Origin of the sequence: Nucisporomicrobium flavum (genome assembly GCF_016464385.1) — a bacterium.
Taxonomy (GTDB): domain Bacteria; phylum Actinomycetota; class Actinomycetes; order Mycobacteriales; family Micromonosporaceae; genus Actinoplanes; species Actinoplanes flavus_A.
In genome coordinates this window covers 64590-82220 of the sequence record NZ_JADMLH010000021.1, presented here as the reverse complement: position 1 = coordinate 82220, position 17631 = coordinate 64590, and the positions used below count along the sequence as shown (strand labels likewise).

At 73.5% G+C, this 17631-nt stretch carries 16 protein-coding genes; 9 read left to right on the top strand and 7 right to left on the bottom strand.

All coding sequences use genetic code 11. The features are described from left to right. Positions 1 to 114: 114 nt before the first annotated feature. The 5 genes from IT780_RS34895 to IT780_RS34875 all read right to left on the bottom strand — a co-directional run bounded on the left by IT780_RS34895 (position 115) and on the right by IT780_RS34875 (position 5953). Positions 115 to 402 (bottom strand): Lrp/AsnC family transcriptional regulator, encoded by a 288-nt coding sequence (locus IT780_RS34895; protein WP_199516107.1) that lies wholly within the window; start codon positions 400 to 402, stop codon positions 115 to 117. Between the two features lie 431 nt (positions 403 to 833). After that, a complete protein-coding gene (locus IT780_RS34890; protein ID WP_199516106.1) occupies positions 834 to 1664 on the bottom strand; it encodes an NTP transferase domain-containing protein in 831 nt (276 codons plus the stop codon). Next, complete coding sequence (locus IT780_RS34885) at positions 1661 to 2158, bottom strand: NUDIX domain-containing protein (RefSeq protein WP_199516166.1); 498 nt, start codon at positions 2156 to 2158, stop codon at positions 1661 to 1663. The genes IT780_RS34890 and IT780_RS34885 overlap by 4 nt, the downstream gene beginning before the upstream one ends. An 84-nt stretch (positions 2159 to 2242) precedes the next feature. Next, entirely contained in the window at positions 2243 to 4021 is a 1779-nt protein-coding gene (locus tag IT780_RS34880) for a RelA/SpoT family protein (RefSeq protein WP_199516105.1), read from the bottom strand. 102 nt (positions 4022 to 4123) lie between these two features. After that, positions 4124 to 5953 carry a DEDD exonuclease domain-containing protein gene (locus IT780_RS34875; RefSeq protein WP_199516104.1) on the bottom strand — a complete coding sequence of 610 codons (1830 nt, stop codon included), beginning with the start codon at positions 5951 to 5953 and terminating at the stop codon, positions 4124 to 4126. Positions 5954 to 6028: 75 nt separating this feature from the next. Here IT780_RS34875 and IT780_RS34870 point away from each other — a divergent pair, with 75 nt between their 5' ends. The 7 genes from IT780_RS34870 (at position 6029) to IT780_RS34840 (ending at position 13659) form a co-directional block, all read left to right on the top strand. Beyond that, complete coding sequence (locus IT780_RS34870) at positions 6029 to 7435, top strand: NYN domain-containing protein (protein ID WP_199516103.1); 1407 nt, start codon at positions 6029 to 6031, stop codon at positions 7433 to 7435. 176 nt (positions 7436 to 7611) lie between these two features. Then, positions 7612 to 7767 (top strand): hypothetical protein, encoded by a 156-nt coding sequence (locus IT780_RS34865; RefSeq protein ID WP_307831531.1) that lies wholly within the window; start codon positions 7612 to 7614, stop codon positions 7765 to 7767. A gap of 231 nt (positions 7768 to 7998) precedes the next feature. After that, a complete protein-coding gene (locus tag IT780_RS34860; protein ID WP_199516101.1) occupies positions 7999 to 9255 on the top strand; it encodes a M48 family metallopeptidase in 1257 nt (418 codons plus the stop codon). Positions 9256 to 9325: 70 nt separating this feature from the next. Further along, a complete protein-coding gene (locus IT780_RS34855; RefSeq protein WP_199516100.1) occupies positions 9326 to 10453 on the top strand; it encodes a glycosyltransferase family 4 protein in 1128 nt (375 codons plus the stop codon). Positions 10454 to 10527: 74 nt separating this feature from the next. Continuing rightward, complete coding sequence (locus tag IT780_RS34850) at positions 10528 to 12492, top strand: ABC transporter ATP-binding protein (RefSeq protein ID WP_199516099.1); 1965 nt, start codon at positions 10528 to 10530, stop codon at positions 12490 to 12492. Positions 12493 to 12544: 52 nt separating this feature from the next. Further along, on the top strand, positions 12545 to 13141 hold the full coding sequence (locus tag IT780_RS34845) for a TlpA family protein disulfide reductase (protein ID WP_233413983.1): 597 nt from the start codon (positions 12545 to 12547) through the stop codon (positions 13139 to 13141). A 104-nt stretch (positions 13142 to 13245) separates the two neighbouring features. After that, positions 13246 to 13659: a DUF4395 domain-containing protein gene (locus IT780_RS34840; RefSeq protein ID WP_199516098.1), complete on the top strand. Its 414-nt coding sequence runs from the start codon at positions 13246 to 13248 to the stop codon at positions 13657 to 13659. Between the two features lie 167 nt (positions 13660 to 13826). On the opposite strand, the gene IT780_RS34835 is transcribed toward IT780_RS34840, so the two are convergent. Next, entirely contained in the window at positions 13827 to 14495 is a 669-nt protein-coding gene (locus IT780_RS34835; protein WP_023359837.1) for a response regulator transcription factor, read from the bottom strand. A gap of 7 nt (positions 14496 to 14502) precedes the next feature. Then, positions 14503 to 16194, bottom strand: coding sequence for a sensor histidine kinase (locus IT780_RS34830; RefSeq protein WP_199516097.1), 1692 nt, complete (start codon positions 16192 to 16194; stop codon positions 14503 to 14505). 95 nt (positions 16195 to 16289) lie between these two features. Here IT780_RS34830 and IT780_RS34825 point away from each other — a divergent pair, with 95 nt between their 5' ends. Both IT780_RS34825 and IT780_RS34820 read left to right on the top strand, forming a co-directional pair. After that, on the top strand, positions 16290 to 16742 hold the full coding sequence (locus IT780_RS34825; protein WP_199516096.1) for an SRPBCC family protein: 453 nt from the start codon (positions 16290 to 16292) through the stop codon (positions 16740 to 16742). 36 nt (positions 16743 to 16778) lie between these two features. After that, a complete protein-coding gene (locus tag IT780_RS34820; RefSeq protein ID WP_233413982.1) occupies positions 16779 to 17618 on the top strand; it encodes a hypothetical protein in 840 nt (279 codons plus the stop codon). The last annotated feature ends 13 nt before the right edge of the window (positions 17619 to 17631 follow it).

Sequence of the window (17631 nt, the reverse complement as noted above, 5' to 3'; positions counted from 1 at the left end):
TGCATGCCCATGCCCGCAGGTGGCCGGCTTTTGCGTGCCCGCGCTTCGCCGGCTTGGGCGTTGCTGCTTTGCGTGCTTGCGAGTCGCCGGCTTGGGCGTGCCCGAGGCCGTGCGTCAGTCGGCGTCCGGCAGGCCGATCGCGAACGCGTCCTCCAGGTCGTGCCGCGAGTACGCCCGGAACGCGATGTGCGACTCGGTGTTCAGCACCCCCGGCGTCTTCGAGATCCGCCCGGCGATCACCTCGGCGATGTCGTCGAAGTGCGGCACCCGCACGATCGCGATGAGATCCACGTTCCCGGCGACCGAATAGACCTCGCTGACCCCCGGCAGCGCCGCCAGCGCCTCGGCGACCTCGGGAATCGAGTCGGTAACGCAGTCGATGTGCACGATCGCGGTGTTCAAGGAAGGCTCCCTCGGGGTCGGCGTCGCGTTCATGCTAGCGATGCCGCGGACGACGCGAGCGGTGGAAGGCCGGTGCACGCCCACGGGGAGCCGCGGCCGGGTTCCGCGCTTGCTGTGAACGGCGGCTGGCGGTCGGGCGGCCAACGGCGGGCTGGCTGCGGGTGCCGGGCTGCGGCGGGCTGGCTGCGGGCCGCGGGCTGGCTGCGGGTGCCGAACTGGCTGCGGCGGCGGCGGGCTGCGGGCGGCGGTCTGGCCGCGGGCGCCGGGCTGGCTGCGGGCGGCGGCGGGCTGCGGGCGCCGGGCTGGCTGCGGGCGCCGGGCTGGCTGCGCCAGGCCGTTGGGGCCAGGCGGGCGGGGCCAGGCGGGCGGGGCTGGGCGGGCGGGGCTGGGCGTGCCTGCCGTGGCCTGTCAGGCCGTCCGCCGGGATGGGGTCAGGCTGCCGGGACCGTCATGTGCGTGCCCGCGCGGATCGCATCCGTCAGGTCTTCGTCCGCGGCCACCTCGGCGCCCGGCCACACCACGCAGCGGGTGATCCGGCCCGCCACCGTGGCTCCCGCGCCGACCACCGACTCCTCGGCGTGGCCGGTCACCGTTGCGGCCGGGTCGGTCAGGCCGCGGGCCGCGTGGAGGTTGGCTGCCAGGTACGTTGCCGGGGTGCCTGTGTCGAGGTAGACGCCCTCGTAGGGGATCAGCTCCAGGTCGCCGGCGGCTTCGGCGGGGCGCCACACCGTGCGGACCAGGTCGGAGAACTCGGGGCTCAGGGTGCGGACGTACCGCCACGGCAGCAGCGAGAAGCCCGCGAACCGGCGGCCGCTGAAGCCGCCCGTGTCGCCCGGCGGTACGGGCTTGGTGAGCATCCGTACGGTGTCGCCGCCCCAACCGTCCACGAGGGCCGCGATGTCCTCGCCGGGCTTGCGGTCCGGGTCGGCCAGGTACGCGTCGGCGTTGCCCACCAGCACGCCGCGGCCGTCGATCCAGTCGCGCAGCCGGCCGATGCCGCCGGAGGTGCCCACCGGGCCGTCCGGTTCCACGGAGAGGTGGGTCCGCTCGCCGACGGCGGCGACGATCTGCTCGGCGAGGTACGCGGCGTTGACGGCGACCGTGGCCGGTCCGGCGAGGCCGAGGCCGGCGACCCGGGCCAGCGCGCGGTCCAGCAGCGGTACGTTGCCGACCGGGCAGAGTGCCTTCGGGACGAGCGTGGTGAGCGGGCGCAACCGTTGACCCTCACCGGCCGCCAGGATCACCGCGGCGAGGGCCGTCACGGCGTCTGCCGGGCCGCGCGGGGGCCGATGCCGTACACGCCGAGGACGATGGCCGTGTTGGGGGTCAGGTCGGGGAGGTCGTCGAGGGAGAACCAGCCCGCCTCGAGCACCTCGCCGCCGTCGACGACGAGCTCGGTGGACGAGGCGGGGACCGTACCCATGAAGACGGTGTCGACCCAGCCCTTGGGGTGCACGATCGCGTTCGGGACGGCCGGGGTGAGGTCGTCCGGGTCGATCCGTACGCCGGACTCCTCGTGCAGCTCGCGGGCGGCGCCCACGGCCGGGGCCTCCGCCTTCTTCAGCAGACCCGCCGGCAGGCCCCAGCGGCGGCCCGGTGGCTGGCGCAGCAGCAGGAGGCGTCCCGGGTCGGCGGCCTCGGCGTCGCGCACGATGCAGACCGCGCCGACGAGGTACTTGGGCACGATGACCCGGACGATGCGCCGCCGGACGCCGTGCGGCAACCGGTAGAACGCCTGGTACGCGGCGCCACGCATCCGCCGGGGAAATTTCACGTCCCCAAGGCTATCGGGACGCTCGATGTCGCTCGGCCGGGGTCCGTCCGGCCCGCACCGGCAGGCTCAGTCGGGGTGGTCGACCAGGGCGATGAGCTGCTCCACCACCTGGTCCGGCTCGAGGTTGCGCTCGGTCACCGCGACCAGCATCGTCTCGAGGTCCGGGTAGCCGAGCTCCTCCGCGAGCCGCCGCAGCGGGACCTCGCTGGCCAGGCCGCGGTCGTGCTTGCGCAACGTCAGGCCGATCGTCGCGCGGCCCAGGCGCACCTTGTCGGCGATGCTGATGCCCGGGGCGTTCTCCTCGGAGAAGTACCGGTTGATCTGCATCTGGGCCTGCGTCGACTTGACGAAGCCGAGCCACTCCTTGCGGGGGCCGCGCGGCGCGGCGCCCGGCTCCACCTGAACCGGGCCGTCCGTCTCGGTGAAGATCTCCACGACGTCGCCGTCGTGGAGCTGCGAGCTCAGCGGCGCCAGCCGGCCGTTGATGGTCGCGGCGAGCGTCTGGTCACCCTTGTCGGGGCTCAGCTCGTACGCGAGGTCGACGGGGGTCGAGCCGGACGGCAGCTCGATCATGCGGCCCTTGGCGAAGACGGTGATCTGGCCCTCGGCGAGGTCGCACCGCAGCGAGGCGAGGAACTGGCCGGCGTCCGTGGTGTCCTGTTCCCAGTCGAGCACCCGCTTCAGCCAGGTGAGCTGGTCGGTGCCGGGCAGCGACTCGGTGTCGGCCTTGGGGTAGCGGTAGCCGGTGGCGACGCCGTACTCCGCGCAGCGGTGCATCGACACCGTGCGGATCAGCACCTCGACCAGACGTCCCTCGGGGCCGGTGACCGTGGTGTGCAGGGAGCGGTACAGGTTGTTCTTCGGCGAGGCGATGAAGTCCTTGAACCGGCCGGCGACGGGCCGCCACTGGCCGTGGATCGCGCCGAGCGCGGCGTAACAGTCGGTCTCCGGGCCGTCGACGATCACCGCGATGCGGGGCAGGTCGAACGGTACGGCGTGGCCGCCCGCGACCGTGTCCTTCCAGATCGAGTAGTAGTGCCGGGGGCGTACTCGCACCTCGGCGCTGACCCGCTGGCGGCGCAGCGCCGTGCGGGCCTGGCCCGAGACGGCGGCGAGGTACTCGTCCCAGCCGGGACGGTTGCGCACATGCTCGTCGATGCGCTGGTACGAATCCGGCTCGAGGTGGTACAGCACCACGTCGTCGAGGTCGCGTTTGAGGGCCTGGATGCCGAGCCGGTCGCAGAGCGGCACGAGCACGTCGAGCGTGGCGGTGGCGATGCGGGCGCGTGACGCGGGGGAGCGGGCGTCGAGCGTCCGCATGTTGTGCAGCCGGTCGGCCAGCTTGATGATCAGCACCCGGACGTCCTTGCCGGCCGCGATGATCATCTTGCGGATCGTCTCCGCCTCGGCGGCCTTGCCGTAGAACGCCTTGTCGAACTTCGTCACGCCGTCGACGAGGTGGGTCACCTCGGGGCCGAAGTCGCCGTGCAGGGTCTCCAACGTGTAGCTGGTGTCCTCCACGGTGTCGTGCAGCAGCGCCGCGACCAGCGTGGTCGTGTCCATCCCCAGCTCGGCGCAGATCTGCGCGACCGCGAGCGGATGGGTGATGTACGGGTCGCCGCTCTTGCGGAACTGGCCGCGGTGCATGTTCTCCGCGACGGCGTAGCTGCGGCGCAGGACGCCGGCGTCGGCCGAGGGGTGGATCGCGCGGTGGGTCCGGGTCAGCGTGGTGACGGGGTCGTCGTCATTGCCCTGAAAACTCAGAAAGGACCGCAGCCGCTGAGTCAGGGGCGCGGTCGGCAGGGCACGTCCAAGGGCGGCGCCGTGGCCGGCGTCGACGTCCACTCGGACACCCCCTCACGCTCGACCCGCACACTCGACCGGCACAACGTGCCCTGCACCGTACGCGCGGAACCCACCGATTTCTCGGCTTTGCAGCCGCGTGCCCTACAGCCTAAGCGAGCGAGCGTCGTCCGAACGGTCAGTTACCGATGAGCGAACGGACGAGTCTCTTCTCGACGCGGCGGCTTCCGCCCTGGTGAGAAGCCTAGTGAACCGCGCTGCGCCACGCGCCGGTGACACCCAGTCCCCGGAAGTTTCCACCAGCCGGGTGTCAGGACGCTCGAGCCACGCGAGAATGCGCTCGGTCTCCTCGGCCGACGCCGCCGGGACCGGTCCCGGCCCCGGAAGAACCGTCTCGGCCGTCGCCCGCGCGAGATCCAGGGTCGGCCGGGGATGCAGGCGCGGCGGTGACGTCGCCGCGGCCGCCAGGCGGCCGTGCCGGACCACGATGATCTCCCATCCGTACGCGTCGTTGCGCCGCGCCGCCACCAGCTCACCGAGCCGGGTCAGCGCCCCCAGCCGCTGCATGCGGACGGTGGCGCGCAGCAGAGCGATGAGCCGCGACCGGATCACCGCCGCCTCCTCGTAACGCTGCCGCTCCGACAGCCCCTCGATCCTCGCGAGAAGCGCCTCGACCAGGGGTTCCGGGTCGCCGTGGGTCGCCGTGCGAAAGGGCAGCGCGGCTCTCAGCGCGTACTCCTCGGGGGAGATCTTGTGCTCGCAGGGTGCCGGGCACCGCCCGAGCTCGGCCAGCGCGCAGGCCGGCGTGACCGTGCGGGGCGAGAGCTTGTGCGTGCACTGGCGCACCGGGAGGGCGTCGTAGACCCCGGCGGCGGCCAGCTCGGCGGTGCGCCGTGACGAGAACGGCCCCAGGTAGGCCGCGCCGTCGTCGGCGAGCTGGCGGACCACCGAGAGCCGCGGGTACGCCTCTGTGGTCAGTTTCAGCCAGACGACCCGCTCCGGATACTTCGACCGGCGGTTGTACGGCGGCGCGTGCGAGGCGATGAGCCGCAGCTCACGCACCTCGGCCTCCAGCGAATGGGCGCACTCGACGGCCTCCACCCGGGTGGCGGCGGCGATCATCTCCGACATCCGGGCGCGCTTCTCGCTCGCGGTGAAGTAGCTGCGCACCCGGGTGGCGATGTCGACCGACGTGCCCACGTAGAGCGGTCGGTCGTCGGCGGCCCGGAACACGTAGACGCCCGGGGCGTGCGGCAGGTCGTCGGCGAGATGCCGCTTGCGCCGCTGCGCCGGGGTGACCGCCTTGGCGAACTCCACCGCGTCGCCCAGCGTGTGCACCTTGTAGCTGCCCAGCCGCTCGATCAGGCCGTGCAGCACGTCGACGGTGGCCTTCGCGTCGTCGAGCGCCCTGTGCGTGGGCTGCACCGCGGCGCGGAAGAACTGCGCGAGCGTGCCGAGCTTGCGGTTGGGCACCTCGTCGCGGGTCAGCGCCCGCCGGGCCAGCGCCGCGGTGTCCAGCACCCGCACCTGCGGCCACTGGTAGCCGTGCCGCGCGCAGGCCGCCTTGAGGAAACCGACGTCGTACGGCGCGTTGTGGGCGACGAGCACCGCCCCGCGCAGGAACTCCAGCAGGCTGGGCAGCACGACCTCGATCGGCGGCGCCGGGGCCAGCATCGCCTCGGTGATGCCGGTCAGCACCGTGATGAACGGCGGGATGCGCTCACCCGGGTTGACCAGGGTGCCGAAGACGCCGAGCTCCTCGCCGCCGCGCACCTTGACCGCCCCGACCTCGGTGATGCCGCCGCCGTCGGGGGCGCCGCCCGTCGTCTCCAGGTCGAGGACCACGAACGTCGTGTCCCGCAGGGACAGCGCCGCCGGATCGACGGAGCCGTCGGCACTCAGGAGGGTGTCCAGAGTGCCCTGCACGTATGCCGGATGTACCACGGCGGGCAGATTAGAGGCGGGGTACGACATTCTCGGGGCCGGTGCGGTGAAAACATCACTTGCCTCGACAAGCTTTTCCGCTGCCCACGGTGGGAGAATGGAAAAATGTCCGGGCCGTACGAGCACGACGACCGCCCCTCCGAGGAGGTGGCGGCGCTCGGTGCGGACCCGGTGGAGGCAGCCGGCCCGGGTGCGGACGACGGGGGGCAGCCCGAGCCGACGCTGCCCGAGCCGGTCCGGCAACGGATCACCGTTCTGACCGCGGCCGCGCTGCCCGGGCTGCCCGGCGACGAGATCCCGGTCGCGCTGCGCCGGGTCGCGCGCTTCGCCCCCAACCGGCGGGCCCGGCTCGGTGGCCAGGTGCTCGCCGCGCAGCTCGCCGCCGACCCGCTCTTCCGCCAGCGCATCGGCGGCCGGGTCGTCGCCGACGCCGGTGACCTGGGCGCGGCCGTCGCCGGTGGCATGGCCCCCGCGGCCGCCGACCCGGTCGAGGTGGCGGCGCTGGCGTACCTGGCCCGGCCCGCCGGATGGCGCGAGCTGATCGACGCGGCCGGGGAGTCGGTGCGCGCCGAGGCCGACAGCGCCGCCGTGGCGAACCTCGTCCGCGATGCCGAGCAGCGTGCCGCCCGCGCCGAACACGATCGGGCGGTCGCGCGGGTCGAGGCCGACAAGCTCCGGGACGAGCTTTCGCGCGTACGCGAAGAACTTGGGCAGTTGCGGGAGGAAGCCCGGACGACCGCTCGCGCGCTGCGTGAGTCGCAGGCCGCCCACAAGCGGGCCAGCGATCTGCTGGCCACCGAGAAGGGCCGCGCGGCCAAGGTGGCCGCGGACCACGATGCGGAGGTACGGCGGCTGCGCACGCGCCTGTCCGAGGCGGAGGCGGCGGCTGCTTCGGGCAAGCAGAGCGCCAAGGACGCCCGCGCGGCCGACGACGCCCGCCTCTGGCTGCTGCTGGAGACGATCGGGCAGGCCGCGTCCGGGCTGCGCCGCGAACTGGCGATCGGCCCCGCGGACAAGCTGCCGGCGGACTTCGTGGCGGACGCGGCCGCGGACCGTCCCGGTGGCCACGAGCGTTCCCGTCCCCGCGCGCAGGACACCGACGACCCCGGCCGCCTGGACCAGCTGCTCGCCCTGCCGCGCGCGCACCTGATCGTGGACGGGTACAACGTGACCAAGCGCGGCTTCGCCGACATGTCGCTGGAGCAGCAGCGGAAACGCCTGATCACGGGGCTGGGCGGCATCGCGGCGCAGACCGGCGACGAGGTCACGGTCGTCTTCGACGGCGCGGAACGGGTCCACGGCCTGCCACCGTCGCCGCGGGGCGTCCGCGTGCTCTTCTCCCGCAAGGGCGACACCGCCGACGAGCTCATCCGCCAGCTCGTCCGGGCGGAACCCGGGGGCCGACCCCTGGTGGTCATCTCGTCGGACCGCGAGGTCGCCGACGGGGTACGCCGGCACGGTGCGTACCCGATGGGAGCCGACTCACTTCTGCGCCGGCTCGCCCGCGGCTGATTTTTGTCATACCCCTCGCATAGCGTGATTGTCACCGATGGTGGTCGGTCCGCGACAAGCTCTTCCCCCCGAGATCGCGGCCGGGCCACCGTCGGCACGAGGAGGAAGTGATGATCATCGACTGCGGCCGCTGCCCCGGTAGGGGGCGCGGATGCGAGGGATGCCTGATCAAGGCGATGGCGGAGACGCCGGAGGGCATCACCGACCTGACCCCGGGCGAGCTGCGCGCGATCGAGATGTTCGAGCAGGCGGGCTTCGACGTGGAGCTCCTGGAGACGCCCGAGCCGCCGGTTTCCGTGCCGCTCTTCCGCCGGCACGGCCACGTGGCGTGATCATGATCGGGGTGCGGGGCCGGGTGCGGCGGGCGGTGCGGTGGTCCCGGGGAGGCCGGATGTGATCACGGCGAGCGGCTCGGTGGGCCGGCTTGGCTGCTGGGCCGGCCTGGCAGCTGGGCCGGCTTCGGCCGGGTGGGCCGGCGCGGGCGGTGTCGGGGATGCCCGTGGGGCACGCCCTAGGATGGGCGATCACGGCTGTCGGTGACGGAGCGGGACGGAGGCGGGCGGGTGACGCCTCGGTGGTGGGCTGCTTGCACGTTGGGTGTGCTGCTGGTCGGGCTGATCGTCTACGCCGCGGTGGCGATTCCGTGGCATCGGCCGCCGGCTCCCCGGGCCGATCAGGTTGCCGCCCTCGGATTGCTGCCCGCCGACAAGGTCGCCCGGGCCCGGGAGTTCCATTCCGCGTTGCGGCCCGCCTCGTACGGGGGGATGGCCGTCGGGCTGGTCGCCGCGCTGGTGCTCGGGTTCACGCCGTTGGGCGCGCGGCTGGTGGCGCTGGCAGGGCGGCCGTTCGGTGACCATTGGATCGCTCGTGCCGTCCTGGGTGGCCTCGTGGTGGTGCTCGTCGTCGAGGTGCTGACCCTGCCGTTCGCCGCGTGGCGGCACACCGTGGTCGTCCGGTACGGGATCTCCACCCAGACGTGGGGCGGGTGGGCCGTCGACCTCGCCAAGTCGTACGCGGTGGGGGCCGTCCTCGGTGGCCTGGCGCTGCTCGGGTTCTTCGCCGTGACCCGGCTGGCGCCGCGGTGGTGGTGGGCGTTCGGGGCGGCCGGGGCGGCGGCGCTGGTGGTGCTGCTGTCGTTCGTGCTGCCCGTGGTGGTCGAGCCGATCTTCAACAGGTTCACGCCGATGGCCGCCGGGCCGCTGCGGACCGAGTTGTTGCAGGTGGCGGCGCGGGACGGCGTACCCGTGAAGGATGTGCTCGTCGCCGACGCGTCGCGGCGGACCCGGGCGGTGAACGCCTACGTCTCCGGGTTCGGGCCGACCCGGCGGATCGTCGTGTACGACACGATGCTCACCGAGGCGACGCCCGACGAGGTGGTGTCCGTGGCCGCGCACGAGCTGGGCCATGCGAAACGCAACGACGTGCTCACCGGGACGATCATCGGTGCGCTGGGTGCGGCCGCCTCCGTCGTCGCGTTGTACCTGCTCGGGTCGCTCGGGTGGCTGCTGCGGTGGGCCGGCGTCGACTCGATGGGCGAGCCCCGGGCGATCGCGCTGCTCCTCGCCCTGATGACGCTGGCCGGGCTGGTCGGCGGGCCGGTGCAGGCGCTCGTCTCCCGGCGGGTCGAGGCGCGGGCCGACGCGCACGCGCTGGAGCTGACCCGCGACCCCGTGACGTTCGAGGCGATGCAGCGCCGCCTCGGGACCGTGAACCTGTCCGACCCCGACCCGCCGGCCTGGGAGTACGTGATGTCCGCCTCGCACCCGTCCACCGTGGAACGCATCGCCGCGGCCCGCGCCTACGCCCGGGGTGAGCGGTGACGGCCCACCGGTCCGCGGACCGGCCTGCAACGGTGCCCGTCACCCCCGACACGGGCCGGGGTGAGCGGTGATGGCTCGCACGTTGCTCGTCACCAACGACTTCCCGCCGCGGCCCGGGGGGATCCAGCAGTTCGTGCACAACCTGGCCGTGCGGCAGCCCGCCGGCTCCGTCGTCGTGTACGCGTCGACGTGGCGGGGCGCCGGGAAGTTCGACGCCGAGCAGCCGTTCGAGGTGGTGCGCGAGCCGACCGGCGTGCTGCTGCCCACCCCGGCCGTGGCCCGGCGCGCCGCCGAGCTGGCCCGCTCGTACGGGTGCGAGAGCGTGTGGTTCGGTGCCGCCGCGCCGCTGGGGTTGCTGGCGGACGGGCTGCGCCGGCGGGCCGGGATCGAGCGGGCGGTCTCGCTGACCCACGGGCACGAGATCGGCTGGGCCGCCCTGCCGGGTGCCCGGCAACTCCTGCGCCGCCTCGCCCGGGGCAACGACGTCGTGACCTACCTGACCGAGTTCCAGCGCGTACGCCTCGACCGGGCCCTGCACGGCCTCACCACGCTGGAACGCCTCACGCCGGGCGTGGACGTGGACGCGTACCACCCCGAGGTGGACGGCGCCGAGGTGCGGGCCCGGCACGGCCTGAGCGACCGCCCGGTGGTCGTGTGCGTGTCCCGGCTCGTGGCGCGCAAGGGCCAGGACATGCTGATCCGCGCGCTGCCGGAGATCCGGCGCCGGGTGCCCGGCGCGGCGCTGCTGATCGTCGGCGGTGGCCCGTACCGGAAAAAGCTGGAAGCCCTGGCCCGGGCCGAGGGTGTCGCGGCCGATGTGATCTTCACCGGCTCGGTCGCGTGGGAGGAGCTGCCGGCGCACTACGCGGCGGGCGACGTCTACGCGATGCCGTGCCGCACGCGCAGCGGCGGGCTCGACGTCGAAGGCCTGGGCATCGTCTACCTGGAGGCGTCCGCGACCGGCCTGCCGGTGCTCGCCGGGGATTCGGGTGGCGCGCCCGACGCGGTGCGCGAGGGCGAGACCGGCTACGTGGTCGGCGGCCGGGACGTGTCCGCGATCGCCGACCGGCTCGCAGGGCTGCTGTCCGATCCGGAGCTGGCGCGGCGGATGGGTGCGGCGGGCCGGGCGTGGGTGGAGCAGGAGTGGCGCTGGGAGACGAAGGCGGCGCGCCTGTCGGAACTGCTTGAGCGTGAATGAGTCCGTGCGCGCATAGACGCGTGTCGTGGCGGCGAGGTAGGAACGGCTGAGAGCCCTCGGGACGGGAGCCGTTGATGCAGGACGCCACCCGGCAGGACGCGGCGGGCGCGCGGGATCGCGATGAGCCCGCCGGAGAAGAGGACGCCGGCGCTGAGGCAGCCACCGACATCGCCGGCGAAGGGGACGATCTCGCGCTGCCGTACTGGCTGACCAGCACCGAGGAGGCCGCGAACACCAGCTTCGGCCGGATGTTCCGGCGGCTGCCGCGGCTGCTGCGGTCCGCGTGGTCGCTGGCGTGGCGGGCCAGCCCCGGCAGCACCGCCGCCGTCGTCGTTTTCCAGGTGCTCGGCGGGCTCGCCAGCGCCGCCGGGCTGATCAGCGTCGTCGGGGTGTTCGACGGGCTGCTGCAGCAGGGGCCGACGCCCGAGCGGGTACGGGCCGCCGTACCGTCGCTGCTCCTGCTCGTCGGGTCCGTCGCCCTGCGCGGCGCCCTGGGGTCGGCGGCCGCCGCGGCGAACGGGCGGTTGACGCCGAAGGTCTTCCAGGCCGCGGAGATGCAGCTGCTGGAGCTCACCACCGGCGTCGACCTGTCCACGTTCGACGATCCGAGCTGGCGCGACGCCATGGAACGGGCCCGGGACCGCGGCATCAACGCCGCCGAGATGCTCGTCGACCGGGCCATCGAGCTCGGCACGAACCTCATCGGCCTGGTCGCCGCGGCGGGCGTGCTCGCGGTGCTGCATCCCGTGCTGCTGCCGCTGCTCGTGCTCGCGGTCGTACCGATCGCGTGGGCCGCGGTCCGCTCGGCCCGGCTCGGATACCGGCAGGTGCTGCGGTTCATCGCGGTGTGGCGGCGGCAGCGGATGCTCGCCGAGCTGCTCGCCGCCCGCGAATCCGCCCCGGAGCTGCGGGCCTTCACGGTACGCGAGTTCCTGCTGGCGGAGATCAGACGCCTGCTCGCCGCCGCGACGGTGCAGGAGATCCGGCTCTCCGAACGGCGGGTACGGACAACGCTGGTCGGCAACCTGCTCAGCGGGCTCGCCACCGGGCTCACGTACGCGGTGCTGCTGTGGCTGCTGTGGACCGGCCGGATGGATCTCGCCGCCGGAGGCGCCGCCGCGTACGCGATCAACATGGGGATCGGGAAGCTGACCGAGCTCGCGTACAGCGCCAACCGGGTTTTCGAACAGGGCCTCTACTTCGCCGACTTCGAGGGGTTCTGCGAGCTTTCGCGCGAGCGGCGGGAGGCGGTCACCGGCCGCAGCGCGCCCACCGGCTTCGCCGAGATCCGCCTCGACGACGTGACGTTCAGCTACCCGGACGCGGAGCGGCCCGCCGTACGCGACGTCAGCATGACCCTGCGCCGTGGGGAGATCATCGCCCTCGTCGGCGAGAACGGGTCCGGCAAATCCACCCTCGCCGGGCTGCTCGCCGGCCTCTACCGCCCGCAGACCGGCCACATCCGCTGGGACGGCCGCGACCTCGGCGACTTCGACCCGGAGTCCGTGCGCCGGCGCGTGGCGGTGGTCATGCAGGAGCCGACCCGCTGGCCGTTCTCGGCCCGGACCAACATCACGATCGGACGGTACGACAGCAGCGCCGCGATGCCGCAGGTCGAGGCGGCGGCCCGGGCCGGCGACGCCCACGAGTTCGTGATGGAGCTGCCCCGCGAGTACGAGACGCTGCTGTCCCGCCACTTCACCGACGGCGCCGACCTGTCGGGCGGGCAGTGGCAGCGCCTGGCCGTGAGCCGCTCGTTCTTCCGCGACGCGCCGCTGCTCATCTGCGACGAACCCACCGCGAACCTCGACGCGCGCGCCGAGCACGACGTGTACCTGCGGCTGCGGGAGCTGGCGGCCGGCCGTACGGTCGTGCTGATCACGCACCGGATGGCGAGCGTGCGGGAGGCGGACCGGATCTACGTGCTCGACCACGGGAAGCTCGTCGAGGAGGGGGATCACCGGTCGCTGATGGCCCGGGACGGGATCTACGCACAGCTGTTCACGCTGCAGGCGAGCGCGTACCAGTCGGCGCCGTGAGCCGCGTCGCACGTCGTGGAGGGCGTCCGGGGCGCGTGCCAGAGTGGGAGGCATGCAGATCCCTGGGCTGATCGCCGTCGCCGCGGTGCTGGTCGTCGGCGTGGCCGCGGGGATGTGGCGGCGCTCCACCGACGGTCGTGTCCGGACAGTGGCCGGCGTTGCGGGGGACGGCGGCTCGGTGGATGGCGACGGCTCGGTGGTCCGCGACGGCCGGGTGGGTGGCGGCGGCTCGGTGGTCCGCGACGGCCGGGTGGGTGACGGCGTGCCGGTGGAGGGTGACGTGCACGGCGTGCGGGATGACCCTGCTGCGCGGCGGCCGGAGCCGGTTGAGCGGATCGATCCGGAGCTGCTGGCCGAGCTCGGGGTGCGGGCCGGCGAAGTGACGCTGCTGCAGTTCTCGACCGCGTTCTGCGCGCCTTGCCGGGCCGTGCGGCGGGTGAGCGCCGACGTGGCCGGCCTGCTCGAGGGAGTGCGGCACGTCGAGGTGGACGCCGAGAGTCACCTCGACGCCGTGCGGGCGCTGGGCATCTGGAAGACGCCGACGCTGCTCGTCGTGGGGGCGGACGGGCGGGTGGCGAAGCGGGCCACCGGGGTGCCGGGCAAGCCACACCTGATCGCCGCCCTGGCCGACCTCCTGCCGCCGCGCTGAAGGCCGCCGCGCTGAAGACCCGCGCTGAGCAGGGCTTTTGCACCGGGTCGCCGGTGATGGCAATCACGGTGGCGGAGGGGCCGCGGCGTGCGAGAGTCCTCGGCATGCAGCTCGATGCCCGTGGTCCGCGGTTCGCCGCGGCGGTGACCAGCGTGGTGCTCGTGGTCGTCCTCGCCACCGGCTGGGGGTGGCTCGCGGCCGCGCAGGCGGTGGTCTTCGCGATCACGGCCGCCGATCCGCGCCGCGGGCCGTACGGTCTGCTCTTCCGGGGCCTGGTCGCGCCCCGGCTGGGGCCGCCCACCGAGCTCGAGGACGCGGCGCCCGTGCGGTTCGCTCAGCTGGTCGGGCTGGTGTTCGTGGGCGTGGCCGCGGTGGGGTACCTGGCCGGTGCGCCCGCGGTCGGCCTCGTCTTCGCGGCGTTCGGGTTGCTGGCGGCGTTCCTCAACGCCGCGTTCGGGCTGTGTCTCGGATGCGAGGCGTATCTGGCGATCCGGCGGCTCACCGCCCGTCGCGCCTGAGGCCGGGACGCCCCGACGGCCCCGAGAAATTCAGAAACGCCGAAGTTGCCCGGATCCTGCCCGGAACAGATGATCTGCGTGCCCGCGTCGCGCCCGGCCCGTATGCAGCGCCGCCCGCCACCTGGGAACCGGTGACGGGCGGAGCGGCGCGCGGGGGGCTGGCCCCTCTAGAACTTCGGTGCGTCCGGTGCTTCCAGCAGCCCGAGCCGCAGCGCCGTCATCAGCGCCTGGGCCCGGTTGGCCGCTCCGAGCTTCTCGTACAGCTTCGAGATGTGCGTCTTGGCCGTGGACTCCGAGACGAACAGCTGCTTGGCGATCCCCGCCACGCTCATGCCGTCGGCGAGGAGGCGCAGGACCTGGCCCTCGCGGGGGGAGAGCTGGGGGCCGGACGGGGCGAGGCGGCGCTTCATCGCCTCCGCGAGGTCGGCCGCCGTGAAGGCGCTCGGTGCGGACGCCGCGTGGCGGGCTGCCGCGACGACCTCGTCGGCCGGGGCGGTCTTCGGGACGAACGCGCTGGCACCGGCCTCGAGGGCGCCGAAGAGCTGGTCGTCACCCGCGTACATGGTCAGCACCACGATGCCCATGTTGGCGTTGTTCTTGCGCAGGGCCCGGGTGGCCTCGAGGCCGCTGCCGTCGGGCAGGCGCAGGTCCATGATGACCACGTCGGGCTGGAGGGCGCCGGCCTGGCGGACCGCCTCGGCGGCGGTGGCGGCCTCGCCGACCACCTCGAACTGCCGGTCCCGCTCGAACGCGTGCCGCAGCCCCTTACGGATCAGGTCGTGATCGTCGACGAGGAGCACCTTGGTGCGGGTCGTCGGCATCGGACTGGTCGACATGCTCGGGTTACTCCCCTTCTGGTGCGGAAACGCTATCCCGCACGCTATCGCGCCGAGCGGAGGTTCCGAGCACTACCGCTACGGTTGTCCCGCTGGGGTGTCGCGGCCGGATCTCCAGACGGCCACGGATACGTTCCGCTCTCTCCGCCATGATCGCAAGGCCGTAGCGGCCGTCGGGCCGGTCGTCGGCGAAGCCCTTGCCGTCGTCGGAGACCTCGATCTCCGCGTACGGCGGGTCGACGGTGCAGGTCACCCACAGGTTCGAGGCGCCGGCGTGCTTGCGCGCGTTCGTGATCGCCTCCTGGGCGATGCGCAGCAGCTCGGCCTCCGTGGCGGCGGGCAGGCGGGCGGTCGACTCGTCGAAGGTGAAGTGCACGCGCAGGCCGGCTGACGTGCCGAGGGTGCGGGCGTACTCGGCGATCGCCGCGGCCAGGCCGCCGTTGCGGTCCACCTCGGAGCGGAGCTCGAAGAGGCTCAGCCGCAGCTCGGTGATCACCCGGGTGACCTCGCCGCGCAGCGTACGCAGCTCCTCGGCGGTCTCCTCGGCGCCCTCGGGCAGCGTCGCCTGCGCGTTGTCGATGCCGTAGCCGACCATGACGAGCTCCTGCGCCACGCCGTCGTGGATCTCGCGGGCCAGCCGCTGGCGCTCCTCGTTGGTCGCCAGCGAGCGCACCTCGTCGAAGAGCAGCGCGGCCTCCAGCCGCAGCGCCGCCGGGCCGGTCACCTCGGTCGCCCGGGAGATCACCGCCGACGGGTACGCGTTGGGCACGTCCGCCTCGAGGATCACGAGCCCGATCGTGCGTACGCCCGCGACCAGCGGCAGGACCAGGGACGACGCGTCCCCGCCCCGGTGCGAGCGGGCCTGCGAGCGGGAGGCGGTCTGCGGCTGCTGGGTGGCCCACGCGTCGGCGATGGCGGAGTCGGCGTCGAGGGTGACCTCCCAGTCGACGCGCTCGGCGCCGGTCTGGGCGAGCACCACCAGGCGGCCGCCGCCGCTGGCCGAGAGCACGGCCGCCCGGTGCCCGGGGGCGACCACGCGCAGCTCCTCGAGGAGGTGCTCGGAGATGCCGCCCGGGTCGAGGGTGGCGCCGGGCAGGGAGCGGGCGACGCTGCGCAGCTGGGTCAGCAGACGGGTGGCTTCCGCGTACGGCTGCGGGGTGTTCTCGGCCGGCGCCATCAGCTGCCGCATGGTGTCCGCGGCGAAGGTGACGATCGCGCCGAGCACGAGCCATTGGCCGCCGGCGGCGAGGTAGCCGGCCTGGGTGATGATCGTGTCGCCGTCCTCGACGATCACCCCGCCGATCACCATCGCGACCGCGGCGACCCCGAGCAGCGCGGCGCCCTCGGTGGGCCGGCGGCGCAGCGCGGCGGTCAGCAGCGGCACGGCGAGGTACGGCAGAACGGCCTCGGCGCCGAAGCCCGCGTCGACGGTCCCGCGGATGTTCGCGGCCGCGGCCACCGAGCCGGCCGCGAGCCCGGTGACGGCCACCTCGGCGAGGCGCCCGAGCGGGGCGGCGATGCGGTGGTCCGGGGCGAAGAACGCCGGCAGCGCCGCGACCAGCAGCAACGCGATCCAGCGCAGCTGCCCCGCGTCCTGCGTGGCGATCAGGGTGAGCGCCGCGACGAGGGCGAGCATGACGAGACGGGCCGCCACCGCGAGCGGATGGATGCGCACGGGAGCGCTGGCTGAGGCTGGCACGTGACGGATCGTAGCCGGACCCCCGCCCGACAGCCCATCGCCGATGCGGCCGGGGCTCGTCGGTGTCACCGGCGGCACGGGGTAGCCTGCCAGCCATGGCGGACAGCTCGACGCAGTCGATCCAGGTCCAGGCCTCCCTCGATCAGGTGGCCGCGGTGATCTGCGACTTCCCCCGCTACCCCGAGTGGGCGGACGCGATGAAGCAGGTGGAGGTCCTCGAGGAGTACGAGGACGGGTACGCGGCGCAGGTCCGGTTCGTCATCGACGCCGGTCCGCTCGCCGACGACTACACCCTGGAATACGCGTACGCCGAGGACCTGTCGCGCATCGAGTGGCATCTCGTGGCACCGTCGAAGATGCAGAAATCGCTGGACGGCTCGTACGACCTCACCGACGCCGGCGACGGCACGACGACGGTGACGTACACGCTCGAGGTGGAGCTCACCATCGGCATGCTCGGCATGTTCAAGCGCAAGGCCGAGAAGATGATCATGGATACGGCGCTGAAGGAGCTGAAGCGCCGGGTCGAGAGCCTCGCCCGCGCATGACGGCCGTCCGCGGCGAGCGCCGGTGAAGGGCTGGGGATGATGACGGGAAGCACGGGTTCGGCACGCCAGGAGGCCGAGAAGCTGGTCGCCTCGCTGCTCGCGATGGCGCAGGGCAGGGATTCGGCAGGCCTGGGTGATGTGCTCAAGCTTTTTTCAGGTACGGGGTCACAGCAGCACAGAAGCAGCACCGGGTGGGCGACTGGCACGGCCGAGTGCTGCGTGTGCCCGATCTGCCGCGCGATAGCCGCCGTGCGCGATCCCGACCCGCACACCGCCGAGCGGCTGGCCGCCGGTGCGGGCGACCTCGCGACCGGGGTGGCGAGCATCATGCGGGCCTTCTCCACGATCGCGAGTGTCGCCACCCCCCAGCCGCAGCCCAGGCCCGCCGCCCGCCCGCAACCCACCCCCGACCAGGCCTGGTCCGCCGCGACCGACCACACGCCCGTACCGGAGCCCCCGGTCGACGAGAACGCCGACCCGTGGGGAGCGGCGACCCGTTCGCCGGCGCCGGCCCGTCCGGAGGCGGCCCGTCCGGAGGCCGCCCGTCCGGAGGCGGCCCGGCAGGAAGCCGCCGCTCGCCCCGCCGAGCGCGCGCCGCGCGAGGCCGCGCCCACGGCGAGAAGGGACACCGGTCCTGCGGCTGGTGACCAGGAGTCCCGTACCGAAGAATCGTTCGTACCGAAATCCGTGACGCGCCTTACGGATCCCTGGGCTGCGGCGGTCGCGAACTACGCAAAAGCGGAGTCGCACGGCGAAACCGGCGTGGCGGGAACCGGCAGCGTAGATCATGATGTGGCGGCACATGGGACACCGGCTCCGGCCGAGGACCGCGGCAGCCGTGCGGGCGACGACGCCCCCGGCGACGACGCGGTGTGACACAACAGAGGGG